The sequence below is a fragment of the Enterococcus sp. DIV1316a genome (assembly GCF_050536915.1).
Taxonomy (GTDB): Bacteria; Bacillota; Bacilli; order Lactobacillales; family Enterococcaceae; genus Enterococcus; species Enterococcus faecalis.
The window spans coordinates 849,596-873,213 of the sequence record NZ_CP172913.1 but is presented as its reverse complement, the minus strand read 5'-3'; the positions used below and the strand labels follow the sequence as shown (position 1 = coordinate 873,213).

At 36.8% G+C, this 23,618-nt stretch carries 28 protein-coding genes; 4 read left to right on the top strand and 24 right to left on the bottom strand.

Translation table 11 applies throughout. The features are described 5' to 3' along the window. The first annotated feature begins 56 nt into the window (after positions 1 to 56). Positions 57 to 1,478, top strand: a complete 1,422-nt coding sequence (locus tag IGL56_RS04310; RefSeq protein WP_002382000.1) for a helix-turn-helix domain-containing protein — start codon at positions 57 to 59, stop codon at positions 1,476 to 1,478. Positions 1,479 to 1,663: 185 nt separating this feature from the next. Here IGL56_RS04310 and IGL56_RS04305 read toward each other — a convergent pair whose 3' ends face one another. From IGL56_RS04305 to IGL56_RS04215, 19 genes are all read right to left on the bottom strand, one after another. Further along, positions 1,664 to 2,059, bottom strand: a complete 396-nt coding sequence (locus IGL56_RS04305) for a DUF805 domain-containing protein (RefSeq protein WP_002358131.1) — start codon at positions 2,057 to 2,059, stop codon at positions 1,664 to 1,666. A gap of 70 nt (positions 2,060 to 2,129) precedes the next feature. Beyond that, positions 2,130 to 2,843: a DsbA family oxidoreductase gene (locus tag IGL56_RS04300; protein WP_002358132.1), complete on the bottom strand. Its 714-nt coding sequence runs from the start codon at positions 2,841 to 2,843 to the stop codon at positions 2,130 to 2,132. 139 nt (positions 2,844 to 2,982) lie between these two features. Next, positions 2,983 to 3,429: a GNAT family N-acetyltransferase gene (locus IGL56_RS04295; RefSeq protein WP_002386013.1), complete on the bottom strand. Its 447-nt coding sequence runs from the start codon at positions 3,427 to 3,429 to the stop codon at positions 2,983 to 2,985. A gap of 369 nt (positions 3,430 to 3,798) precedes the next feature. Next, on the bottom strand, positions 3,799 to 4,041 hold the full coding sequence (locus tag IGL56_RS04290) for a hypothetical protein (protein WP_002358134.1): 243 nt from the start codon (positions 4,039 to 4,041) through the stop codon (positions 3,799 to 3,801). Positions 4,042 to 4,111: 70 nt separating this feature from the next. Continuing rightward, positions 4,112 to 4,543 carry a universal stress protein gene (locus tag IGL56_RS04285; RefSeq protein WP_010815952.1) on the bottom strand — a complete coding sequence of 144 codons (432 nt, stop codon included), beginning with the start codon at positions 4,541 to 4,543 and terminating at the stop codon, positions 4,112 to 4,114. Positions 4,544 to 4,595: 52 nt separating this feature from the next. Further along, positions 4,596 to 4,901, bottom strand: coding sequence for a hypothetical protein (locus tag IGL56_RS04280; protein WP_002397742.1), 306 nt, complete (start codon positions 4,899 to 4,901; stop codon positions 4,596 to 4,598). A 17-nt stretch (positions 4,902 to 4,918) separates the two neighbouring features. Beyond that, positions 4,919 to 5,116, bottom strand: a complete 198-nt coding sequence (locus IGL56_RS04275) for a hypothetical protein (RefSeq protein WP_002360617.1) — start codon at positions 5,114 to 5,116, stop codon at positions 4,919 to 4,921. 71 nt (positions 5,117 to 5,187) lie between these two features. Continuing rightward, on the bottom strand, positions 5,188 to 5,577 hold the full coding sequence (locus IGL56_RS04270) for a hypothetical protein (protein ID WP_010815951.1): 390 nt from the start codon (positions 5,575 to 5,577) through the stop codon (positions 5,188 to 5,190). Positions 5,578 to 5,581: 4 nt separating this feature from the next. Further along, entirely contained in the window at positions 5,582 to 6,904 is a 1,323-nt protein-coding gene (locus tag IGL56_RS04265) for a Y-family DNA polymerase (RefSeq protein WP_002386016.1), read from the bottom strand. 144 nt (positions 6,905 to 7,048) lie between these two features. Beyond that, entirely contained in the window at positions 7,049 to 8,203 is a 1,155-nt protein-coding gene (emeA, locus tag IGL56_RS04260) for a multidrug efflux MFS transporter EmeA (RefSeq protein WP_002358140.1), read from the bottom strand. Between the two features lie 192 nt (positions 8,204 to 8,395). Next, positions 8,396 to 8,836 (bottom strand): GNAT family N-acetyltransferase, encoded by a 441-nt coding sequence (locus IGL56_RS04255; protein ID WP_002378167.1) that lies wholly within the window; start codon positions 8,834 to 8,836, stop codon positions 8,396 to 8,398. A gap of 23 nt (positions 8,837 to 8,859) precedes the next feature. After that, complete coding sequence (locus tag IGL56_RS04250) at positions 8,860 to 9,618, bottom strand: aminoglycoside adenylyltransferase domain-containing protein (protein ID WP_002386017.1); 759 nt, start codon at positions 9,616 to 9,618, stop codon at positions 8,860 to 8,862. A gap of 30 nt (positions 9,619 to 9,648) precedes the next feature. Continuing rightward, positions 9,649 to 10,161 (bottom strand): GNAT family N-acetyltransferase, encoded by a 513-nt coding sequence (locus IGL56_RS04245; RefSeq protein ID WP_002386019.1) that lies wholly within the window; start codon positions 10,159 to 10,161, stop codon positions 9,649 to 9,651. Between the two features lie 66 nt (positions 10,162 to 10,227). Beyond that, complete coding sequence (locus IGL56_RS04240; protein WP_002384750.1) at positions 10,228 to 10,527, bottom strand: hypothetical protein; 300 nt, start codon at positions 10,525 to 10,527, stop codon at positions 10,228 to 10,230. A 27-nt stretch (positions 10,528 to 10,554) separates the two neighbouring features. Then, positions 10,555 to 11,121 carry a kinase gene (locus tag IGL56_RS04235; RefSeq protein WP_002386021.1) on the bottom strand — a complete coding sequence of 189 codons (567 nt, stop codon included), beginning with the start codon at positions 11,119 to 11,121 and terminating at the stop codon, positions 10,555 to 10,557. Positions 11,122 to 11,130: 9 nt separating this feature from the next. Next, a complete protein-coding gene (locus IGL56_RS04230; protein ID WP_002358146.1) occupies positions 11,131 to 12,135 on the bottom strand; it encodes a LacI family DNA-binding transcriptional regulator in 1,005 nt (334 codons plus the stop codon). Between the two features lie 6 nt (positions 12,136 to 12,141). Then, positions 12,142 to 13,632, bottom strand: coding sequence for a UDP-glucose--hexose-1-phosphate uridylyltransferase (gene galT / locus IGL56_RS04225; RefSeq protein ID WP_002358147.1), 1,491 nt, complete (start codon positions 13,630 to 13,632; stop codon positions 12,142 to 12,144). A 14-nt stretch (positions 13,633 to 13,646) separates the two neighbouring features. Then, complete coding sequence (galE, locus tag IGL56_RS04220) at positions 13,647 to 14,636, bottom strand: UDP-glucose 4-epimerase GalE (protein ID WP_010773940.1); 990 nt, start codon at positions 14,634 to 14,636, stop codon at positions 13,647 to 13,649. Positions 14,637 to 14,651: 15 nt separating this feature from the next. Continuing rightward, on the bottom strand, positions 14,652 to 15,815 hold the full coding sequence (locus IGL56_RS04215) for a galactokinase (protein WP_002382009.1): 1,164 nt from the start codon (positions 15,813 to 15,815) through the stop codon (positions 14,652 to 14,654). A 252-nt stretch (positions 15,816 to 16,067) separates the two neighbouring features. On the opposite strand from IGL56_RS04215, the gene galM reads away from it, so the two are divergent. The 3 genes from galM to IGL56_RS04200 all read left to right on the top strand — a co-directional run bounded on the left by galM (position 16,068) and on the right by IGL56_RS04200 (position 18,108). Continuing rightward, entirely contained in the window at positions 16,068 to 17,072 is a 1,005-nt protein-coding gene (gene galM / locus IGL56_RS04210; protein ID WP_002386026.1) for a galactose-1-epimerase, read from the top strand. A 130-nt stretch (positions 17,073 to 17,202) separates the two neighbouring features. After that, entirely contained in the window at positions 17,203 to 17,349 is a 147-nt protein-coding gene (locus tag IGL56_RS04205) for a hypothetical protein (RefSeq protein ID WP_002384758.1), read from the top strand. 120 nt (positions 17,350 to 17,469) lie between these two features. Then, positions 17,470 to 18,108: a sugar O-acetyltransferase gene (locus tag IGL56_RS04200; RefSeq protein ID WP_002379300.1), complete on the top strand. Its 639-nt coding sequence runs from the start codon at positions 17,470 to 17,472 to the stop codon at positions 18,106 to 18,108. Between the two features lie 41 nt (positions 18,109 to 18,149). Here IGL56_RS04200 and IGL56_RS04195 read toward each other — a convergent pair whose 3' ends face one another. The 5 genes from IGL56_RS04195 to IGL56_RS04175 form a co-directional block, all read right to left on the bottom strand. Next, on the bottom strand, positions 18,150 to 18,581 hold the full coding sequence (locus IGL56_RS04195) for a VOC family protein (RefSeq protein ID WP_002382065.1): 432 nt from the start codon (positions 18,579 to 18,581) through the stop codon (positions 18,150 to 18,152). Positions 18,582 to 18,647: 66 nt separating this feature from the next. Further along, complete coding sequence (locus IGL56_RS04190; RefSeq protein WP_002358155.1) at positions 18,648 to 19,127, bottom strand: GAF domain-containing protein; 480 nt, start codon at positions 19,125 to 19,127, stop codon at positions 18,648 to 18,650. Positions 19,128 to 19,361: 234 nt separating this feature from the next. Continuing rightward, positions 19,362 to 20,579, bottom strand: a complete 1,218-nt coding sequence (locus IGL56_RS04185) for an amidohydrolase (protein ID WP_010815950.1) — start codon at positions 20,577 to 20,579, stop codon at positions 19,362 to 19,364. After that, a complete protein-coding gene (locus IGL56_RS04180) occupies positions 20,576 to 21,826 on the bottom strand; it encodes an amidohydrolase family protein (RefSeq protein WP_025189097.1) in 1,251 nt (416 codons plus the stop codon). The genes IGL56_RS04185 and IGL56_RS04180 overlap by 4 nt, the downstream gene beginning before the upstream one ends. Further along, entirely contained in the window at positions 21,827 to 23,488 is a 1,662-nt protein-coding gene (locus tag IGL56_RS04175; protein ID WP_010815948.1) for a peptide ABC transporter substrate-binding protein, read from the bottom strand. Positions 23,489 to 23,618: the final 130 nt, after the last annotated feature.

Genomic DNA, 23,618 nt, shown 5'->3' with positions numbered 1-23,618 from the left:
TGCGTTATTGTTTCGATGATTGTTTCATTAAAGTAAAGGACTTGGGAGGAAACAATATGATTAGGTTTTTAGAAAAAAATTATCGGAAAATGGAAGAAATCATTCGTGTCTTATCCATTTCTGATAAATGGATGACTAAAAAAGAACTTGCAAAATATATTGGTAGTTCTGAGTCTACTTTTATTCGTTATATTGAGGAGATTAAACAGCGTTGGGGCGAAAGTTTAACCATTAAAACATCGCATAAATTAGGCTATCGTTTAGAAAACTTTAATGTGTCCTTATATTTAAACGTGCTGACGGATATGGCAAAAACGTCAACGACCACCCAATTGCTCCATGAGTTTATCCAAAATCCTGGCAAAACCATCGAATATTATTGCGATACCATCAATATTAGTCGCTCTTCTTTTGCTCGAAAATTGAAGCAGTGTAATCAGGTCTTGGAAACTTACTCTCTTCGCGTTATCGTTGATCAAGGCTATCAATTAACTAGCCAAACAGAAGAATTGCCTTTACGTATTTTTACAACCTTTTTCTTTTTAATGTATTATGGTCATTATGAATTGCCTTATCAATTAGATAAGCAGGAAATCAAACAATTAATGCGCCGTAATCAATGCCAATTAAATATTATTAGTATGGATAACAGTTATGAACACGATTTCTTTATTATGTATTTTATTGTTGATTTATTAAGAGAGCATCAAGGCTTTCAGCAACGTTTCCAGAAAAAAACAGATAAAAAGAGTCCAATCAAAATGGAAGATTATCTTTTACTCAGTCGTCATTTTACTGGGCTCAGCCGTGAAACCTATCGGGAAGTTCTCCGGTATTTTCAAAGAGGCGCTTTTCAGCAATACTACTCCGAAGACCAAGAAGTCATCAGTCAAAGAATACGTGAAAATTTAAAATTTAATGCTTTTTCACAGATTGAACAATTAACAGAAGAAGTCGTCGACTTCGCTGTTCACTTGTTAACCTGTCTTTATTTGTTTTCTCAATTAGTGCCTTTTGACACCTCCGAATTGACACAAAGGGCCACCTTTTTCACTCGACAAATTCATTTTACTCAGCTTCACTTATATGCACGATTAAAAGCAGAATTGCATTTCTTTTCCGCTCTTTTAGAAACAAATCTATTAAACTATTCATCTTCTTATATTTTTTGGTTGCTTAATACTTTTCCAGAAATTAACCAGAGTTTCGACTCAAAAAAGATTTTGATTATTAGCGACATGGGCCTGAATCATAGTCAATATATTGGAAACTATGTCCACGATATTTTAGCTTTGCATCGGATTCGTTCAAATACGTTAGCAATTACGGAAGAACAATTAGGTGACCATCGACTCGAAGAATTTGACTTGATTATTACCAATCAACCAATTATTGAAACCAGTGTTCCAAGTATTTTAATTAATGATGCTATCTTATTTTCTAACAAAAGAGAATTGCTCGATTTATTAAACTTTTAACGTCTTAATGGTTTTCCCTATCTACCAAAAAGATAGCCCTTTTAGCAAGAACCGCGTAATGTGAGGTGCCATCATACAGAAGATATTTTTATTTTTCTGAAATAAAAAAGAAAATAGGACATAAGTCATTCCGACTTATGTCCTATTTTCACTCTTAAGATAATCAGCTAAACGAAACCAGCAAATTAAATTTCTGATTGATTCACTGGCCATCTTGTGTGACTTTTACTTGGCAAAATTAATGTAATGAAGATCACTAAAGTACCGATAAAAGGAAGTAAATAGAATAAAATCCACCAGTTACTGTGGTCGCGATCATGCAATCTTCTTGCTCGAACAGTAAAGTTTGCCAACCAAATTAAAGCAGTCAGCAAGAAAAAGATAATGGTCACAGTATTCCATTCTTTAATGATTGTTCCATCATTGGGTGTTACTTCAATATATCTGTAAACGCCCGTAATTGCTGAATAAATCCCTAACACCAAATAATTAATTAATTGTGGCCACCAATATTGTGCTCGTGTTGCTGACGCATTCATTGTTGTAATATTATTCCAGTATTCTCTATACGCGTTAAACATATTATCACCCCCGCATTAACTATTACAGAAGTCTTTCGTTTTGTCAAAGAATAACGTTATTTTATGCTGTTTAATGACACGTCCATGTGCCTTCCTTAAACTCACACGAAGCTGACTCTTCAGAAGAAGGAGTTAATGAAACTAACGGTTGCTGTTGTTTTTCTTCTGCGAGAATTTTTTGAATAGTTTGGCTGATTTGCTGTTTCGGTACTGCACCATTAATTAGATATTTTTGATTAATGATTAGTGCGGGAACTCCTTGTAAACCATAAGCAGAAGCTAGCGCAAAATCTTCTTGAACCGCCGTCCAAACAGCCTCGGAAGCAACAGCTTCTTTCCATAAAGCAAAATCAATCGTTGTCTCTTTTACTAGCTCCTCAATTACTTCTGGCTCTTCAATATTTAAACTTCTCACAAATAAACCTTCTTGTAACTTATCAAACAGTAACCAATAGGTGTCTTGGTTGCCAATGTATCCAGCTGCTTTTGCTGCTAATAATGCATTCTTTGATGTTGGAAAATCAAATCGTTGCTTCCTCATCCCTTCAATATTAAAACGATGCTTTGAATCGTTTTGATTGGCATGCACCCAATGCGTCAAAACTTCTTCTTTTACTGCTGCTCGTGAGCCAAACATTGTTTCAAAATCGTTTGCTGACCATCCTAACGCAAACGACCGATGAATCAATTCAATTTCAGGAAATTCTTGTTGAATCTCATGCATGCGGTCAGACATTGGAAAACAAAAACTACAAATAACATCATGGAAAAATTCTATTTTCATCCTTACCCTCCAGTAACTCTTTTTTCAAAACAGATTGAACTAAATTTACCATTTTACTTACTAAAAGTAAACAAATGAAGCCAATTAAAAGAAAAAGATGAAACAAAATGCGCTATGGCTTTTGTCTCACCTGTTCTATCTACTTATTCTGATGTGTCCATTCCATTACCCGCTCACCATTCGTATCTAATTCACCATTAAATACAAAACCGAGTTGCTGATACAACCGAATTGCTGAGCTGTTCGTATCATAAACACTCAAGTATAGCTTGTTTGTTTGGTATTTTTCTATTAGCTTTAACATTAAAAGTCGACAGGCTGCTTTCCCATAACCTTGTCCTTGGAACCGTTGATCAATTAAAAAGCGGTCTAGCCAAACGCGCCCATCTTGCCAACGTCCATACATGGCATAGCCGATTAATTGATTGCCGTCATAAATACCTGCCGATTCCCATTCTGGAAATTGGTCTGATTCTTTTAGATTTTCTGCCATTGATTCAATGAAGGTTTGTTGTTCAGCGAAAACTTGTAGGTTTTCCACTGCTTTACGATTATCGCTTGTTACTTTTTCAAAATGTATTTCCATTGTTTTCACCTAATTAGTTGTTATTTTCTGCATACTTGTATTCTTTCTTGCTTCTTATTTTAACATACTTATTTCCCTTTGCTTTCTCTAACTCTCTGTGATTATACGTTTCTCTTTTTTATGGGAAATCTTCCCTATAAATGGAGACTCTTTTCAAGAGATTTCTTTTTACACTACCCGTTTCAAATGATATAAATGATATATAGAGTGTTTTAACTATGTGCAACATGATTAAAAGTTAACTGTTGGGGAGCAGTTAACTTTTTCTTTTTAACCACAAAAGAGAGGATCCGCTGTGAGAAATAATTGCAGTGGATGCTCCCTTTTGTATATTATTTATTTACTAGCCGATAGTTGAAAGCTTTCCCGTTACTCAGTAGTATCGATTTTGTCTTCTTGACTATCTAAAGAACGGTCAACTTTTTCGTCGTAACTTTCCATGGAATTTTCATTTTTATGTTTCTGCTTATCGACCGTTTTATCGACTTTTTCTTTCTGTCGATCAATTGTTTTTTCCATCTCTTCGCCAGCCGAGGTACAACCACTCAGTAAAAGGAAACTTGTGAATAAAAACGCTGACAAGATAACTGTTTTTCCGATTTTTGTTTTCATAAACTCACCTCTCGTTTAATTTAAAAAAACGTCCCGATAAAACATTGTTCCCTTGATTATTTACTCACAATTAGCGAACGACTAAGACATTGCACAAAGCATGGTTAACCACATAATCTGTAGTAGAACCAATCAAGGTTCGTTGAATAGCACCTCTTCCCGTGGCACCTAGCACAATTAAATCTATGGCATAATTTTCAGAAATCGTGTTGGCAAGATAACGTTTTGGGCTTCCAAGCTCAACAATTTTTTTGACTGTTTTTACACCAATTTCACTCGCTTGTTTTGCCTTTTCAGTGAGCATCTCTTCTGACTTGTATTTTTCTAAATCATACAATTCTTCAAAAGAAAATGGACTCGTCGTAAATTCAGCATCATTAATAATTGTAGCTAAATAAAGAGTAGCTTGTTCCTCTTTGGCAATCCTGACAGCTTCATGAAAAGCTTTTTCAGATTGATCTGAGCCATCAAGAGCAACCAAAATATGTTGATATACTGACATTTTATCCGCCTCCTTAACCAAATTAAGAATCAAAACTAACACAACAGCTGTGTTACATTTTAGTGGCTATCTGTTGTAATTTTTCCACGGTTAATGCTTGATAATTTGTTTCTTCAAGTAGTCCCGTTTGAATTTCAACAGAAACATCTTCCGTACATGTTTCTAAAAACCTTGTGGCATAATCAAACTGTTGCTCTAAGAATGTTTCATACTCCAGTCGACAACGTAAAAATTCTTTCGCGGTATCCGAAACATGTAAACACATGCGGCGCTTATTCGCTTTCTTGGTTATCACAAAATAGGTTCCCTCTAAAATCGTGGTAATCTCTTCAATAATATACGCTGCATCTTTTACCATTCCGTCAATCCAGTCCTTTATTTGTTTTCAGTGTCGTTGCTTTTTTCTTTGTCGTCACTTAACAGCTCTTTAATTTTTTCACGATTGTCGTATAACTTTTTTCCTACGCCCACTAAGGCACCACCAGCCAATAACTTTGTTAAAAAGCCGCCATTTGCATTTGTTTTTTTGCCATGGTGTCCTTTTAAATGATGTCCCATCCTAGCCACCTCCATAATTTTTATTTCTATTACCTATGAACATTATCTCATATGTTTTCACAAAACGCACGTATAACAATAGTTTTTTAATCAAGGCTCGACCACTTGGTAAACTCATGACTTTTAATATGACGAATCTCTTCAAATAAAATATGTGTATTTCCAACTTTTGCATACTCCATTGAACTCATCCCTTCAAAAACACCAACAATTGGCGGTTGAACACGGCCATAATCATCCAATGTATTCAATTGGATTTCTAAAACCTGGTTATTTTTTAAAGACTGCTCTAAGTATTCTTCAATTTCTTCTGTTGTCTGTTGCGGTAAGCGTTCAAACGCTCTCTTAGAATATTCGTCAGAAGCTTCGATTCCTTCTTGTAACTCCCCCAATGCAAAAGCGGTCGCCCATTTCAGTTCAAAGGGCCGATCATGGTACTCATTATAAGGTGTAAATTCTTTTTTTGTTCGTTTCATGATGTTATCCTCCTAAACCGACATTTCCTCCAGCATGTCCACCGACTAATCCTGAACGATGAATTGCCGTCGCGCCTTCCAACAAAGAAGAGGCGTGGATTAAAGCTTGAAAGCCAAATTTTTGTCGGATTTTATCAATCAGATAGTTTAACTCCATTTCACTAATTTGCTCTTCTGGTTCCGAAAATAAATCTAATTGTAAAGATTCATTCCAAACTAATTTTCCATAAGAAAGCCCTAATTGCCGGACATCGGTTCCCGCTAGATAATGTTCTCTAAAAAGGGCTAATACATAGGTAATCAAAACTTTTGTATTGTTTGTTGCAGGAATCGTTTGTTGTTTTCGCCAACCAGTTCGTCCTTCACGGTCAATTTGTCCTTTGGAATAACCAACGTAGACTGTGATACATTCCGTTTGACAATGCGCTTTTCTTAAACGAGCAGCCACTTGTTCTGTCAGTTCCTTTAAGACTAGTTCAATCTGATCTCTTCGCGCATAATCTCTCGGTAAAATCTGACTATTCCCAAATGATTTTTCAGCTTTATGTGGTGCTTTTTTCCCTAAAAAGGTACGATCAATCCCCCATGAATGAGCATACAATTGAAGCCCCATCACGCCAAATGTTTCTTGTAAAAGATGCGGATTCGCTTGCGCTAACTCATATACAGAATCAATTCCTAAACGATTCAGTCGTTTAGCCATTCTGCGACCAATCCCACAAAAATCTGTCAAAGAAGGCAACTGCCAGACAGTATCTGGTACACGATCATACCGCCATTCTGCAATAAAATCTGGCGAATGTTTGGCGCCATTGTCCAACGCCAATTTAGCCAGTAACGGATTGTCCCCTATCCCAACGGTCACATAAATACCCACATGATTATAAACGACTCTTTGGATAATCCGAGCCATCTTATAGGCGGTTTCACAATGAAAATAACTTAAAGAAGCAGTTACATCAAGAAATGATTCATCTACACTAAACACAGAGTGATCTTCATCTGCGACAAACTTTTTATATAAATTATTGATTTCTTGATTTTTTTTCATGTACAAATTCATTCGTGGCGGAACCACATATAAATCAGGATGAGCGGGCACTTGATTTTTACGCGTAACATTTGAAACACCTAAAACTTTTTTTGCCATTGGCGATGCTGATAAAACTAATCCCCCCGCATTTTCGGCATTACTCATCACTACCAACATCGTTTTCAACGGATCTAACCCACGTTCTGCGCATTCTACACTAGCGTAAAAACTTTTGCAATCAATACAAAGAATATCGCGACTAGGTTCTTTTTCATAATCAAATTTCACAAACATCACCTCACTTGCAAAATCATTATACGAACAAACGTTCGATTAATCAAGCGAACACTGTTTATTTTTTTGTTTTTTTCAAGAACGGTCGGTGATCAAAAAAATAAGTATTCGGAATTATTATATTCCAAATACTTATTTTTTATTTTACATCTTATTTCGATTTAAAAATAACGATAAAAAGCCCGTTCCTAACAGAATTACTGCTGAAACATAATAAGGGAAAAAGTGATTGATATCAAATAAAGCTCCTGCTGCCATTGGTCCTAAAATATTACCAAAACTTGTAAATGTCGAATTTAGTCCGTTGATGGTTCCTTGTTGATCTCCAGCATGTTTGGATAAATAAGTAGTTACTGCTGGTCTAAACAAGTCAAACGCTAAAAAGACAATAAACGTTGAAAATACAACAACTAAATTATTTTTTGTAAAGGCAATCACGGCAATAAAAATGGCACTTGCAAAAAAGGTTAATTGGATTAAACCCATTTCACCTATTTTTTGGACGATTGCATCAAAGAAAAACAGCTGACAAATCAACGCTAAAATACCACTAACCGTAATCACGATTGCTATTTCACTTGTGGTAAAGCCAAAATTAATGGTCGCCATAATACTATAAATAGATTCGAACGCTTGCAGGCCAAAAGAGGAAATTAAGATAATCACAAATAATGAGGTAAACATTGGATTTCTTAAAATATCCATAAATGAACCTTTTTTCGCTTCAACAGCGGCTAAAATTCGTTTCTCTGGCTCCTTCAAAACAGTTAATGTCAAAATAAAACCAATAAACGCTAAAAATGCGGCCGCAAAAAATGGAGCGCGAATTCCTAAATAAGCAATAAAACCACCAACTCCTGGTCCGATAATAAAACCACCACTAATTGCAGCTGACACAAGCCCCATCGCTTTCGGACGTTCAGAAATCGTGGTCATATCTGCCACAAAGGCTGTCACTGACGGCATTAATAACGCGGCGGCAATCCCACCTAAACCACGAGAAATATAAAAACCGCTTTTCGCTTGGGCTAAACCAAATAATAACTCAGAAATTGAAAACACCAACATGCCCGTCGCAATCATTTTTTTCCGACCAATTTTATCCGAAAGGACACCTGCGATTGGCGATGTGATTAATTGGGCAATCGCAAAAATAGAAATCATCATTCCCATTGTGGTACCAGAAAAATGCATTTCTTCTTTTAATTGGGGAATTACGGGAATGACTAGGCCTACGCCTAGAAAAACAAGAAATAAGTTAGAAATTGCTAAGTACATCATACTATTTTTTTTCGTCATAATTTGCCTCCTCCATAAAAAAACAGCCATCAAAAATGGCTATTTCTGTTTCTTTGTATGTACTTTCTTTGACAGTGTTTCGGCTGAAACACTCGTTGAGTCATTGAGATACATTTTACACTAATTCACTGAAAATTTCACTAGTTTTTACTTATTTTTTTAAAGGAAATTGTTATTTTTTAAAGACATAACTTAAGTATCCAAGTATTTAATGAATCGCTTTTGTTTTTTATCAGAAACATAGCCAATGTGTTCATAAAATTGATGTGCTGCTGTACGCTGTTCCCCTGAATTTAAGCGAATCGCAGACAAGTTATACTTTTTAGCTTCCGTTTCTAGTTTCGTCATTAATTGTTTGCCAATTCCACGGCCTTCTGCTTCTTTTGCCACTGCTAACCCCAGAACGTTCAATAACGTTTGGGAATAAATTGTTTCATACAGTTGCGCATGCACATAGCCTAAAATCTTGCCTGTCTTCGTTTCTTCATAAACATATAAAAACTCTCTGTCACTGGCTAGTAGTAATTTCTCAATCTGTTTACAGGTCACGTCAACGGGAACTTCATAGCCCAATTGTTCTTTATTAATGATAGTTAACGCCGCTGCATCTGTTGGCTTCATTTTTCTAATCAAGGGTAACACCCTCCTTTACATTCTTACTTAAATAATAACGAAAGCGTAATATCCGCAAAATCATTTAATTCTGAATCATTGTATTGCTCTAACAAAACTGTTTCGCCTCGATACTCTTTTAAAGCTAGTTGTATCAGCGAATGATAATTAGTAGGAAAATGTACTAGGCCCCATTCCCCGCCAGCCCTTTTTGATAAAATTTTATTCTCTTGCTTAAATGCCATTACTCTACACAGATTTAAAATAACGTACATAGGTTGTTGAACAATTTCTTTTTTTGCCTCTTTCACATCAGCTACAATGCTTTCAAAATATTTCTTTTGATCTATCCAGCCAAAAACGGAATCAATCGGTTTTCCTACGAGTACTTTTCCATATAATTTTGTAATCATAAGATGTGCCACTAGATCCTCATCGTATCCCATCATATCTTCAATATATTTATTTTTATTAGTCAGATATCTGGAACGATGTATCGGAGAAAAATGTAAATCGAAGGGAATCGGATAACTCAAATTTATTGTATCTTTTAATTGTAGCACATGGAATTCTATCCCTTTTTTTGGTGCCCACTTATCTAAAATATTAATTGTATAATCTAATAATTGTTTCTTCTCATCAATAGTAAGCTTTTCATAAACCACAATCAGTACATCCAAATCACTTACTGAATGACAATAGGTTCCAAAAGCATAAGAACCATGAAGATATATTCCAACTAAATTTTCTTTTATTATTTTCATATATCCATTTTCCATTTGAGCTAATAATTGATGAACCACGATTATTCCTCCATTATTGATTGACAATTGCTATAGTTTTTTCGATAAATAAAGAACTAACGCATCATCATTAACACACCGATCGTTTGGTTTCAGCTGCTTATTTTGAAACCAAACTCCTGAACCATCTGGCACATATCCTTGTTTGATATATAATCTTTGCGCTGCACCATAACCAGGATGCAGGCCTACTCCCAAGGAAACAGTATCTGCATAACTTTTGGCAACATTTTCTGCACGATTTAATAATAACCGCCCCACTCCTTGTTTTTGAAATGGCAAGAATACATTGAAATCAGCTATTTCAGGATATAAATTTTTAAAAGGTCCTTCCTTAGCTAATGGCAGTAACGTCACATAACCTAACAGCGTTGCCTTTTTCTCCGCTACAAAAACCGTTCGTTGCTTGACTAATTGTTCTTCTAAATAGTTCATTAAAATCTCTTGGCGACTTGGCCAACCTTGTTGGACAAATTGAGTATCCAGCGCTAAGATATCTTTCTCTTGCATTTCTCTAATAACCACTAGCTCAGACATTAGCATTTCCTCCCGAAAAGCGTTTTCATTTTATAAAACGAAGCGAATACTTCTTCGCTCCCTTATTCATTTTCAAAAACCATCGAGTTGATGATATTTGGGCAAAACAGCAACACATGTTTTTTCTGAATTAACAGCAATAACGAACCCTTGCCATAAGGACCACGTCACCGCTTCACCTAATTTCTCTTTCACTCGTTGAATCATTTCAGCTTGCGTTAAGTCTCGTGCAGGAAAATGTTGAACTTTATCGTTACTGATTAAAAAAATAAATGATTCTGAAAAAGCTGTCATGACTTCAGGTGGTAAATTTTTTAATCGTTCTTGGTAATCCATTGAAACCACTCCTTCTTTTTTATCATACCACAACATCCATTTCTCTAAAAAGCGCAGCACTTACTACTGAATATCTGCTAAAATTTGCCTGATAATCTGCTTTTCAGACAGTTGTTCAGATAACCGCTGTTCTCCCGCAAGCCCTAAATAATCTTCTGGTAGCCACCAACGTTTCATTTCCACGACACCAAATTCTTGATTCTTGTTTCTCTGGCTATGTCTTTTCAGCGTTTCTTCAAAAGAAATATCAAAATAATAAACCTGAACGTTTCCTTCAAAGAGATGAATTATTTCCTGAAAAAAGGAATGATAAATGGCTTTTTGAAAAATCCCTTCAACAATCACATACTGGCATTCTTGATACCCAAAAGCTACCAACTGTTTTAACAAAGCAATACTTAGATTACCTGTTTCATCTTTAACACGAAGCATTTCTCTGCGCACCACATCTTGAGAAATCAATAACGATTGTTCTTTAAGACACTGATGAAGCGCGTTAGCTATCGTTGTTTTACCACTACCAGAATTACCACGTAAAATAATTAATTTCGGTTGCATCTGTTTCCCTCCATTTTCTTGATTGTTGAAAACCAGCAGAAAAGAGCAAAAAACTTGGAAAAAACTCTCCAAGTTTTGCTGTTATTTTGATGAATGTTTCGTTGAATCTCGCTGAATGAATTCCGTTCCGACAATAATTTTTCTAGGAACTGGGGGGGTATTCAAGCATAACTCTTTCATTGTCTCAACGGCTAGCTCACCCATCCATTCAGTATGAACTTTAACTGTTGTTAATGTTGGTGAAACATATTTTGCGACACTAATATCATTAAAACCAATGATAGAAATATCTTCTGGCACACGAATGGCTGCTTCTTGTAACGCCCGCATTGCACCAATCGCCAATGTATCACTTGCAGCGAAAAAAGCGGTTGGACGAGTGTCCGCTTCTTCAATAAAGTCTTTCATCGCTTGATAGCCTTCTTCAACAGAAAAAGCTGCTTCGACAACCCATTCTTGATGATAAAGGTCCAGATCTTTTAAGGTTTCTTTAAAAGCGACAAAACGTGGATCAACCAATGCCACGTGGGACTCTTTCGTATATTCTTGCCCAGAAAGCATACCAATTTTCTGATGCCCTTGCGCCAAAAATTCTTGCACAATTGTTTTAACACTTCCAGCAAAATCAACAACAATGGAGTTTTGGCCAAAAGCCATTGCATCAAAGTCTACAAATAGAAGAGGTGCGCCTAAGGCGGCTAAGGCCGCCACTTGCTTTTCATCAAATTTTCCTAGGGCAATTGTCCCATCAAATCTTTTTTGAGACAGGTTTGTCAGAGATTCTTTGACTAAAAGAAAACCCAATTCCTCTGCCCGCTTTTCAACACCTAAACGAATCGATAAATAGTAAATATCATCCAGTTCTTCTGGATCGCTGAACCATTGGACAAACCGAATTTTCTTTTTGCCTGCTTGTTTTTTTCTGGCTCGCTTTTTATAATTTAACGTTTCTGCTGTTTCAAATATTTTCTTCTTCGTTTCATCACTAACTGATAATGTTTCATCATAGTTCAAAACTCTCGAAACTGTCGCTGAAGAAACACCGACTTGCTCTGCTATATCTTTAATGGTTACGATGTTCCTCACCTCAAATTAATCATTTTCAATACATTGAATAAATCGTTCAAAAGCACGACGGCCTTCTTCATCACGTTTAAAGACGCCGGCATCTGTTAAAATTTGAACAAAAATTGTCCCAATTCCTTGTTGGATCACTTCTTTGACATTGGCTTCAGTGATGGTTTGCTGACTGAGTTCATCCGCCCAAGCTCGATGACTTTCAGCAATTTGATTGGGTTGCTTTAATAAATACTTTTCGACTTCTCTTAATTCTTGTGCCAGCCTTGGTGGCAAAATAGCTAGTCCCATTACTTCAATTAAGCCAATATTTTCTTTCTTAATATGTTGTACTTCTGGATGTGGATGAAAAATGCCATCTGGAAATTCCTCCGAAACATTATTATCTCGTAAAACTAAATCCAATTCAAATAATGACCCTTTGCGTCGGGCAATTGGCGTAATCGTATGATGCGGTGTGCCATCTTTTGAATAGGCCCGAACTGAGACACGTTCATCAGAATAATTGCGCCATTTGGTCAAAATTAATTCGGCCGCCTCAACTAGTTCCTCTTGACGATCACTTTGAAGACGAATCACAGACATCGGCCATTTTAAAATACCAGCAGTTATCTCAGGATATTTTTTCAAAGAAAATCTTTTTTCCATTGGTGCTAAATCCATTGGAAATGTATGACGTCCTGCTTGGTAATGATCATGAGATAAAATAGAACCACCAACAATTGGCAAATCTGCATTAGAGCCCACAAAATATTCAGGGAATAACTCCGTAATTTTAAGGAGTCGCTGGAACGTTTTTTTCTCGATTTTCATTTCTCGATGTTGTTGGTCCAAGAAAATCGCATGCTCATTATAGTAAGCATATGGCGAATATTGAAAGCCCCAAGCTTCGTCCTCTAAATTTAGTCGGATAATCCGATGGTTTGTACGTGCTGGATAATTTACACGGCCATAATAGCCTTCATTCTCCATACATAACATACACGCTGGATATTTTTTTTGACTCATTTTCTTTTCAGCCAAAATTTTTCGAGCATCCTTTTCTGGCTTCGATAAGTTAATGGTAATTTCTAGTTTACCATAGGGTGAGTCCATTGGGAAAATAATATTTTTGGCGATTGCTTTCGTTTTAATGTAGTTATTCGTTTTACATAACTGATAAAAATAATCCGTTGCTTTTCGTGGAGACTCTTGATAATAATCCATAAACTTCTGATTAATGATGGTTGGGGTCGGCGTAATAAAATCCATTAACTCCGCTTCTAGTTGTTCTGCTTCCGTAATTGAGTCATCGATTTGGTGATTGGCTTGTGCAATGTTTAAAAGATGTTCCACCACACGCAACGGTTCTTGCTCACAAGCAACCGCTTCTGGTTGTTCAAAAAAATCACAGCCAACTAGTTTGGCAATCCGATTCGTCAAATAATAACGGTCTGTTTCCGTCCAATCGCCATTTTCTATGATTATCTCTACAAATGCAGCAATCCATTTACTACTTTCTTTCATCATCTGATGTTCTCCTATTCATTATAGCCTTGAGGATGTTTCACATGCCATTGCCAAGCGGTGGCGATAATATCCTTGACCTCAGTTACTTCTGGTTGCCAGCCTAAAACTCGTTTGGCTTTTTCACTAGAAGCAATTAACGTACTAGGATCCCCTGCTCGGCGTGGGGCGATTGTCGCAGGAATTTCTTGACCTGTCACTTCGCGAGCAGCATCTAACATTTCTTTAACAGAATAGCCGTTGTTGCTACCCAGGTTAAAGACGTCACTTTCGCCGCCATTTTTCAAATATTCTAAAGCCAAAATATGTGCTGCAATCAAGTCTTCAATATAAACATAATCTCGAATGCACGTGCCATCTGGTGTATCATAATCATCCCCAAAAATACTTAGCTCTGCTCGTTGGCCCAATGCCACTTGTAAAATAATTGGCACAATATGCGTTTCTGGCGTGTGATCCTCACCAATTGAGGCATCTTTTTTTGCTCCTGCAACATTAAAATAACGCAAAGCAACATATTTCATTCCATAAGCGTTGTCGCACCATTTCATGATTTTTTCCATCATTAATTTACTTTCCCCATACGGATTTTTAGGATTCGTTGGGGTTTCTTCTGTAATAGGCATTGCTTTTGGTTCGCCATAAGTGGCCGCTGTGGAAGAAAAAACAATATGTTTCACTCCGAATTCTTGCATGACTTCCAAGGCAATTTGAGTGCCGTGAACATTGTTATTGAAATACATTAACGGTTTCTCCACGGATTCTCCTACTAAAGAATTGGCCGCAAAGTGCAACACCCCTTCAATTGATTCTTTTTCAAAGACGCTACGTAAAAAAGCTTTATCACGAATATCGCCTTCATAGAAAGTCGCTTGTTCATGAACTGCTGAACGATGCCCCGTTAATAAATTATCAACAACAATAACGGCATATCCTTTTGAAATTAATTGATCGACGGCATGTGAGCCAATGTAGCCTGCGCCACCTAATACTAAAATAGACATTTAAAGCCTTCCTTTCTAAAATAACTTTCTGGCACCATCATCAATTGATGCAGGATAAAAATCAGCAGCATAGCCAATTTTATCTTGATAACTCTGGCCAACAGCTTCAATAAATGCATCTATATTTTGCTTTGGTACCAAAGCAATACTACAACCGCCAAACCCTGCACCAGTCATCCGTGCGCCCAAAACGCCTGGTTGTTCTTGCGCACAAGCCACTAAGGTATCTAACTCAATGCCAGTTACTTCGTAATCTTCTTTTAGCGAACGATGTGAGGCATTTAATAATAAGCCAAATTCTTCCAAATCCCCTTCAGTTAGCGCTTGTTTTGCCAATAAAGTTCGTTCATTTTCTGTGACGGCATGACGCGCTCGTTTAATCAACGTTGGATCTCCAATCAATGCTTGATATTGTTCAAATGTCTCGCTGTCTAATTCACCTAAAAATTCAATAGATAACTCTTTTTGAAGCAAACGAACGGCTTCTTCGCATTCTGCACGGCGTTCATTATATTTTGAATCTGCTAATTCGCGACGTTTGTTAGTATTCATAATAACAATCGTATACTCACCTAATTTGGCGGGAACCATTTCATAGTGCATATTATTGGTATCTAGTAGAATAGCTTGATCTTTTTCTCCCATCCCTACGGCAAATTGGTCCATAATTCCTGAATTAACGCCAATAAATTCATTCTCCACTTTTTTACCGATTTGCACCAATTCAAGCATTGGACAGTGTAAAGCATATAAATCATTACAGATCGTTCCCATTAAAAGTTCAATAGAAGCAGAAGAAGACAAGCCAGCACCATTAGGAATCGTACCGTAGAAGAGCACATCTATGCCAGAATCAATATTGTGTCCGCTTTCAATCAAGTAATTTAAAACGCCTTTAGGATAATTTGCCCAATCATCTGAATCTGAATAGGTTAAATCTTCTAATGAAAATTCGATGAGACCAACCTCTTTAAAATTATCAGAAAACATCCGAATTTTTTGGTCGTCTCTTTTTCTTGCCACACCAAATGTCCCTAACGTAATAGCCGCTGGGAAAACATGACCGCCATTGTAATCTGTATGTTCACCAATCAAATTAATTCTTCCAGGGGCAAAATAACAGGCTGTCCCTTTCTCACCAAATATTTCTACAAATCGATTCATTAACAGTTCTTCCATCACTAATCGCTCCTTTCACTAGTAAACAAATTGTATAATATTTACTAAAATTTTGCAAATATTTACTTAACATTTCCTTAATTGTCATTTCGGTTGAAAACGTGTACAATACAATTAAATAAAGATTTATTTTCTTAGTGTTTCTTTTCGACTATTTAAATAATCTAAAAAACAAAATTAAATTTACTAAATATTTACTTAAAGGAAGGATTGATTATTTTGACTATTTCAACTGAATCATTTGGACAAGGAATGCTTCTTTACACACTGACGAATAAAAATGGTGTGACTTTAAAAGCAACAGATTTTGGTGCGCGAATTGTTGCGCTCGACGTTCCTCTTACAAAAAATGAATCCCGATCACTCGTGCTAGGCTTTCCCTCAGCAGATGAATATTTGTCTAAAGACTTATATTTTGGTGCAACAATTGGTCGAACAGCTGGCCGAATTGCCGATGGCTCCTTTGAACTAGCGGGTAAAAAGTATCAAACGATGATTAATACTCCTACTCAAACAACACTTCACGGTGGCACACCTGGGTTTGAAAGTAAAAAATGGCACAGCGAAATCCAAGAGGCACAAGCGAATCCTTCTGTGAAATTTTGGCTAGAGAGTCCTGCTGGTGAAAATGGTTTTCCTGGAAATCTCACTGTTTCAGTCACGTATACATTGACTGAAGAAAATGAATGGCAAATTGAGTATCAGGCAACTACAGATGAACAAACACTTTTTAATCCAACCAATCATGTCTACTTTAATTTAACTGGAAATCCTACAATCCCCATTGATGCACATGAGTTACAAATAAATGCCCAAAAGTTTGTCCCGCTTGATGAAAGAGTTTTACCGCTTGGAGAATTAGCTTCCGTCGACCAGACAGCTTTTGATTTACAAAAACCTAAAAAATTAGCTGAGGTTTTTTCAAGTACCGATGAACAAATTCAAAAGATGAACGGCTTCGATCACCCTTTCATCTTAACCAATCATGATTTAATTAACCCGGATGTTATCTTAAAAAGTCCTACTAAAGATATCACCTTAGAGATGTTCACTGATCAACCTTCAGTTGTTATTTTTTCAGCAAATTTTGCTGATAACGGTCCCGATATTCAAGGGCAAAAATTAGTCAATCACGGAGCGCTCACATTTGAAACCCAAGTCTGTCCTGGTGCTGAAAGATTTCCGTTGTTCGGTTCTATCACCCTCTCACCTGAACAGGAATTTCACTCAACGACCCGTTTCAAACTAATTTATTAAGTGAAATGGTGCTCTTAACCAAACTTATCTTCGAACTAAAAAAGATAAGAATGGTTAAGAGCACTTCTATTATTTGACATTTTTAATCGCTCCATTTACACTATTTTCAATTAGAAAGGCGGTGATGTCTATGTATGCAATCAAATTTTTTCATGGCTATTTAACTGCAGATGGCAAACGTACGCGAGATAAATCAGGTTGTTTAGTTTACCACTCTGAAAAAGAAGCACAAAAATTAGCAGATAAAATTGGCGGGAGAGTTAAAAAAATTGGATAACCTTAGGTAAAGGATAGATAAGCAAGGCTATTTTGCTATCTGTCCTTTTTTATTTTACATATTCCTCGACTTATTGTATTGATTTGATACAATAGAGAAAAAGCCTAAAGGAGCGCTTACATGAAACAAAATGACTTTGATTATATGCAAATGTTAAAAGGTGAATTATATTACGCCCCCACCATTTTACCCGAAAACAAATCAACAAAAGGCAAGGTGTTAGCTCAAAAAATCAATCAACTTCCTATCGATAATGTGAAAGAAATTGTGGCCCTAGAAAAAGAATTATTAGGAAAAACTGGCAATGAGTTATATATCACCCCACCCCTCCATGTAGATTACGGTCGCCATATTGAGGTAGGAGAAAATTTTTATGCAAATATGGATTGCATTTTTTTAGATGTAAACAAAATCATCTTCGGTGATAATGTCATGGTTGGCCCTCGTGCTAGTTTTTATACTGCCGGCCATCCAATTGATCCAACGATTCGAACTGCAGAATTAGAATTCGGGACGCCAATTATTGTTGAAGATAACGTGTGGATTGGCGGAAGTGCCACCATTTTACCTGGCGTTACAATTGGAAAAAATGCTATTGTTGCTGCTGGTGCTGTGGTTACAAAAGACGTTCCTGCCAACACGATTGTTGGGGGTAATCCAGCAAAAGTCATTCGCAAAATTGATGAAAACGATCAGCAATTTTGGACAGAAAAGCAACGGCAGTATCAAATCGCTAAGAAGCAATTCTTTCATGAATAAAAAATCCCCAATCCAATGAAAATAACGGATTGGGGATTTTTTTAATCTTCTTCATAATAATTAAACATCCAATGGATGCCAAACTGATCTTTTAGGGAACCATACTTTTTGGACCAAAAAGTTTCAGATAATGGCATTGTAACAGTGCCACCTTCAGATAATCGTTTAAATAAGCGATCAATTTTTTCATCATCATCTGTGCTAACCACGAGCGAAAGGTTATTTCCTTCCGTAACTTCAAAACCAAACATATCAGGAACATCTGAAATCATTACATAGGTTCCTTCAATAATGATACTTGCGTTCATCACTAAATCCTTTATCTCGTCGTTTATAGGATGCTCAGGATCCTCAGGTGCTTCGCCAAAAGTCATTAAATTTTGACATTTTGTATCAAAAACATCTTCATAGAACGCAATTGCTTCTTTTGCTTCACCTTTAAAATTTATATACAGCTCTAACAAATGACTCACCTTCTTTCATGATCAAATTTTATACTTTATTTTCTCATGATTTGTCAGAAAGCAAAAATAGTCTGCTTAAAAATCTGATTTTTCTAGTAACAAGGTAACAAATTTTTCCAAATACAGTTGGTCAACCGCATCATAGCTATTTGTTACACCACTATCAATATCTAAAACACCGACCAATTGATGATTTTTTACCATCGGTACAACGATTTCAGACATCGCAGCTGAGTCACAAGAAATATAATTGGCGTGTGTCTTCACGTTATCAACAATCAATGTAGCTTGTTTTTCCGCTGATTCACCACAGACACCTTTGCCCATTTTAATTCTGGTACAAGAGACTTTCCCTTGAAAAGGCCCCAAAACTAATTCTTCATCTTTATATAAATAATACCCAGCAAAAACGGTATCTGGTAATGTTTGTGCAATTAACGCGGACGAGTTTGCTAAATTTGCAATAGCATCCGTTTCTATTTCTAACAAACCGCTCAATTGTTGTAAGCACAATTCGTAGGCTGCTTTTTTGTTTTCTCTCGTTTGTTCAGTCATGCTTGGTTCATCTCCTTCATTTTGTCTTATTATAAAGGAAGATACGCAAAAGTGCTATGTTAAAGTGAGTCAAACAAACTTGAAACGCTGATCCACGTTGTGAGCAGAAGCACTTTATAAGGATTAAACTGTGACGAGTAACCGCTAGACTGACACTATGCGTTGCTCAGAGCTGAACCTTGTTTCCTCTGTTTGGCTTTTTAGCATTCTATTTCTACCTAATTTTAAAGCAAGTTAAACCCATTGTCCTTTCAACATAATCTGGCGTTTCTGTGGTTTTCTAGCAATCACTTCTGCTGTAGAAGCTGCTTCTGTAAAAATAAAGTTTGCTTCGTCTCCTTCTGTAAACCAAAGGCGTTCTTCTTCAAATGAAAAAGGTGCTTCTTTGCCACAGCCATGGACGTAAGCTTGAGTAAGTTGCTCTTCTGTAATCTTTCCTGTCATTTCACAAAAATTACGTAATTTTTCAAATAAATCACCTGAAACATTAGAACTCCAAGAGTCAAAAAAGCCATCACTACCTAAATGAACCGATACACCAGTTTGGCGTAACACATCAATTGGTGGCAATAAATAACGAGGATCATAGGGAATTGTAGACATAATCGCCGTTTGATGCGTTGCCAAGCGTTGGTATAGTTTTTCTTTTTCTGCTGGTCGTACATCTAGCAGCGCAAAGGCGTGACTGATAGCTGTTCGCTGAGTAAATTTTCGTTCTTCCAAAATGTCTAAAAATTTATCAATTGTATAAACACCCACTTCCCCCGTATCATGCAAGTGAATATCGATTCCTACTTGAAATTCTTCTGCCAGATCGAAAATAGTTTCTAAAGATTCTTCAATTGCATAATCAATGCCTGCAGGATCTAAACCGCCAACCATTGTTCCACCATTTTTTAGGGCTTCTCTCATGAGTAAAACCGTTTGGGGATTTTTTAATAATCCATGCTGTGGAAAGACAACAATATCATAATCAATCACATGCGCATATTTTTCTAAGGCTCTTTTGACGCCCCAGAAGTTTTCTAGTTCTACATAAGGATCAATGTTGACATGTGTCCGAATATAAGAGGCTCCATAACCAATCAATTTTTCAATCATGGCCGTCGCTCGTTGTTCTGTTGACGGAGCTAACAATTTAAGTTCACTGGCTTCGTCTGCTAAACGCTCTTTTAAATTTTTAACAGGTTGGCTAGCACGCCAGCCTAATGAAAGGTAGGTTTTATCTAAGTGATTATGGCTCTCTTGAAAAGCGGGAATAGCCAGTTGTCCGTTTAAATCAGTGCCTTGTTGCTTTTCAGTGACTTGATTTTGCGGAATAATCGCTTGGATTTTGCCTTCTTGAATCGCTAAAGTATAGCGTGCGGTTTTAGTATACGTTAATTCGTGGTGGTCTTTAGCAAAACCAGTTTCTAAACGAACATTATTCAAATAAACAATGGATGCTGTCATTCTTTTTCCCCCTTTTGAACGGCTTCAACCAGTTGTCCTTTTAGTATCAGTTGTTGGATTGGCTGTTGGCGTGCAATCACGTGAGCAGTGCTCTCAGCATTAAATAGTAGGAAATCTGCAGAATCGCCGACGTTAGGCCAAACTCGCTGCCCGTTAGGATCAAGAGGCGTTACAAAATTACTCGCTAAGCCCCATAAACGATTCAAGCGATACTCATCGCTAATTTTAAATCTTTGAGCGGCTGTATTTAATTTTTCTATTGTATTGCCACTGCCAAAAGGCGACCAATGATCCGTCAAACTGTCATGAGCCACAGAGATCTTAACACCTTGTTCAACCAAGGTTGGAATCGGCATGGTGGGCATTCCAATTGGTACAGTCGAAGTCAAATCAATACCTGTTTCGATGAATTTTTGCGCAATGTCTCTAATTGCTGCTTCTTCTAAGCCCCCTAAGGCTAAAGCATGACTTAAAGTGACTTCTCCAAACATCTTTGCTTGTTCTGTATAATCAACAAATTTATTAAATTCATAAAGTCCCAAAGTATCACGGGCGTGTAAATGAACATCAATTTTTTTATTAAATGTGGTAGCTAATTCAAATATTTTTGCGATTGAATGATCCACATGACGATCCACAAGGGCTGGATCAACGCCGCCGACATGAGTTGCCCCCATGCGTAAGGCTTCGCGCATCAAAGGTTCGACTTGTGAGCGGAGTAATCCGTGTTGAGGAAAAGCCACAATTTCATGAGTAATGTATTGTTCATATCGACTAAATGCTTCTTTAGTGATTTCAATATATTTCGTTCCAATAGATGGATCTACATTACAATGACTGCGAATATGATAATGGCCTTGTTGAATATACTGCTCAATAACTTGGCAAGCACGTTCTAAACTAGTTGGTAATTGTTCAGGTAACAGCCAAGTTTCTTCTTCAATACGTGTTAAAATTCCTTTCGTTAGTGGACGACAGGCCTTCCAAGGTCCCCCAAAATACGTTTTATCAATATGAATATGCATTTCTCTTAGAGCAGGTAAAACGAGTTGCTGATTCACATCGATAACTGTTTCGTTCTCTAAAGGCCTTAACTGCGGTGCGACCGCAGTACAGACCTCGTTTTCAATTCGAATATCATAGCTAGCTGTTTCTGTCGCAACAATTCGCTGATTCACAGTAGAAAATCCTGTTTCTAATTTACAGTTTTTTAAAAGCATGACAAACCCCTTCCTACCTTCATTCAATTAGTTAACATAAGCCCATTTTAAACTGTACGTAGGTCCAAATGAATGCCAATACAGATCCTTGATTTTTTGATTAGCTAATACAGAAATGCTTCGATTGTAGATTGGTGCTAAAACCGTTTCCTGATTCACCAAAATATCTTGTGCTTGAGCAAAGTCATTTAAACGAGCCTCTTGATCAGCCGCATGTGTTGTTCTAGTCTCTTGGATTAATTGATCATACGTATCACTCTTGAACGTTACGCCGCCCAAGGTACTATCCGAAGTAAAGATGCGCATAACTGTTAATGGATCACGATAATCGGTTCCCCAACCAGATAATTCTAAATCATAGTCTCTCGTTTGATCACGATCAACACGAATAGTAAAAGGAACTTGAGTAACATTCACTTCTAATCCATCTAGATTTTCTTCCAATTGAAATTGGAAAAACTCAGCAGCTTTTTTGGCGCTGTCTGTATCATCTGTTAAAAATTCTAATTTGATTTTATCCAGCCCAATTTCTTTTTTCCCTTTTTCCCAGAATTCTTTTGCTTTCGCTGTATCGTAGGTTAAGTAGTTATTTTTCTTAGCAGCTAGTTTTGTGAAATCTGTTCCATCTGGCGCAATCGTTTGTCCCGGAGGAATTACTTGATCTGTAGCCGTTGATTGATCTTGCAAGACTTCTTTTACAAAACTTTCTTTATCAAAAGCTTGTGCCAACGCTTTACGAATATTGTTGTTCGCTAAAGCCGGATTTTCTTTTCCATCACGAACGCTGTTCATTTTTAAAAAGTATGTGACGAATTGAGGAATTGAAAGAAAGTCTGGATTATCAACATAACCAGGAATAAATTCACCACTTAGCTTATTCACTACATCCAATTCATTCGAGTCAAACAAATTCACCGCTGTCGTTGGGCTCTTAATTACTGAAACTTTCGCTTCTGTTAATTTAACTTTTTCAGCATCCCAATACGTATCATTTTTTTCGTAGGTCCAGTCATCGGAAGAGGCATTATCCCATTCTTTCAATTTAAAAGGACCATTATAAATCAAATGTTCTGCATCAGTGGCATATTTATCCCCTTGTTCTTTGATATATTTTTCATTTTGCGGAAACAAAACAGGAAACGAAAGCAAAGATTTCAAATAAGGGGTGGGCCGTTCTAAAGTTATTTCTAACGTTTTATCATCTAGCGCCTTAACCCCAAGAGTATTCACATCTGCGCCTTCTAAAGCAATTTCCTTAGCATTTTTAATGACATCAAAAAATAAAGCTTGATGAATCGATCCTGATTTAGGGGAAGCAACTTGTTGCCATGCATAAACAAAGTCGTTTGCTGTTACTGGATCATCATTCGACCATTTGGCATCTTCTCTAATCTTAAATGTATAAACGGTTTCATCTTCAGAAATCGCTGGTTCTTCGGCAGCGACCCCCAACTCTAATTCATCTTCTTTACCTAAAACATAGAGTCCTTCATAAACTTGATTCATGACTAAAGTCGAGGTCGTATCCCCCGCTGTGTGTGGTTCCATTGTCGAAATAGCCGCTTCAGAACTAATTGCAATTTTTTGTTCCGCTGCTTTGTTACTATCAGCCGAGTTTCCCGTTCCCGCCTGACAAGCCGTTAAAGCTAAAAGCAAACCGACGCATCCTAACATTTTTAATTTCTTCATACCGATCCCTCCATTTTACAAACTATAACCTTCAAAGTTACCAGAATTTTCTGATAAAATATAGAAAAAGAAGCATATCTGATAAGAGTCTCAAAAAACTTACAGATTATAGAAATACTTGAGAAATTTA

Coding starts and splice junctions, on each gene's coding strand:
- IGL56_RS04310 (WP_002382000.1), top strand. CDS start 57: ATGATTAGGTTTTTAGAAAAAAATTATCGGAAAATGGAAGAAATCATT.
- IGL56_RS04305 (WP_002358131.1), bottom strand. CDS start 2,059: ATGTTTAACGCGTATAGAGAATACTGGAATAATATTACAACAATGAAT.
- IGL56_RS04300 (WP_002358132.1), bottom strand. CDS start 2,843: ATGAAAATAGAATTTTTCCATGATGTTATTTGTAGTTTTTGTTTTCCA.
- IGL56_RS04295 (WP_002386013.1), bottom strand. CDS start 3,429: ATGGAAATACATTTTGAAAAAGTAACAAGCGATAATCGTAAAGCAGTG.
- IGL56_RS04290 (WP_002358134.1), bottom strand. CDS start 4,041: ATGAAAACAAAAATCGGAAAAACAGTTATCTTGTCAGCGTTTTTATTC.
- IGL56_RS04285 (WP_010815952.1), bottom strand. CDS start 4,543: ATGTCAGTATATCAACATATTTTGGTTGCTCTTGATGGCTCAGATCAA.
- IGL56_RS04280 (WP_002397742.1), bottom strand. CDS start 4,901: ATGGTAAAAGATGCAGCGTATATTATTGAAGAGATTACCACGATTTTA.
- IGL56_RS04275 (WP_002360617.1), bottom strand. CDS start 5,116: ATGGAGGTGGCTAGGATGGGACATCATTTAAAAGGACACCATGGCAAA.
- IGL56_RS04270 (WP_010815951.1), bottom strand. CDS start 5,577: ATGAAACGAACAAAAAAAGAATTTACACCTTATAATGAGTACCATGAT.
- IGL56_RS04265 (WP_002386016.1), bottom strand. CDS start 6,904: ATGTTTGTGAAATTTGATTATGAAAAAGAACCTAGTCGCGATATTCTT.
- emeA (WP_002358140.1), bottom strand. CDS start 8,203: ATGACGAAAAAAAATAGTATGATGTACTTAGCAATTTCTAACTTATTT.
- IGL56_RS04245 (WP_002386019.1), bottom strand. CDS start 10,161: ATGCTAATGTCTGAGCTAGTGGTTATTAGAGAAATGCAAGAGAAAGAT.
- IGL56_RS04240 (WP_002384750.1), bottom strand. CDS start 10,527: ATGTTGTGGTATGATAAAAAAGAAGGAGTGGTTTCAATGGATTACCAA.
- galT (WP_002358147.1), bottom strand. CDS start 13,632: ATGAAAGAAAGTAGTAAATGGATTGCTGCATTTGTAGAGATAATCATA.
- galE (WP_010773940.1), bottom strand. CDS start 14,636: ATGTCTATTTTAGTATTAGGTGGCGCAGGCTACATTGGCTCACATGCC.
- IGL56_RS04215 (WP_002382009.1), bottom strand. CDS start 15,815: ATGGAAGAACTGTTAATGAATCGATTTGTAGAAATATTTGGTGAGAAA.
- galM (WP_002386026.1), top strand. CDS start 16,068: ATGCTTCTTTACACACTGACGAATAAAAATGGTGTGACTTTAAAAGCA.
- IGL56_RS04205 (WP_002384758.1), top strand. CDS start 17,203: ATGTATGCAATCAAATTTTTTCATGGCTATTTAACTGCAGATGGCAAA.
- IGL56_RS04200 (WP_002379300.1), top strand. CDS start 17,470: ATGAAACAAAATGACTTTGATTATATGCAAATGTTAAAAGGTGAATTA.
- IGL56_RS04190 (WP_002358155.1), bottom strand. CDS start 19,127: ATGACTGAACAAACGAGAGAAAACAAAAAAGCAGCCTACGAATTGTGC.
- IGL56_RS04185 (WP_010815950.1), bottom strand. CDS start 20,579: ATGACAGCATCCATTGTTTATTTGAATAATGTTCGTTTAGAAACTGGT.
- IGL56_RS04175 (WP_010815948.1), bottom strand. CDS start 23,488: ATGAAGAAATTAAAAATGTTAGGATGCGTCGGTTTGCTTTTAGCTTTA.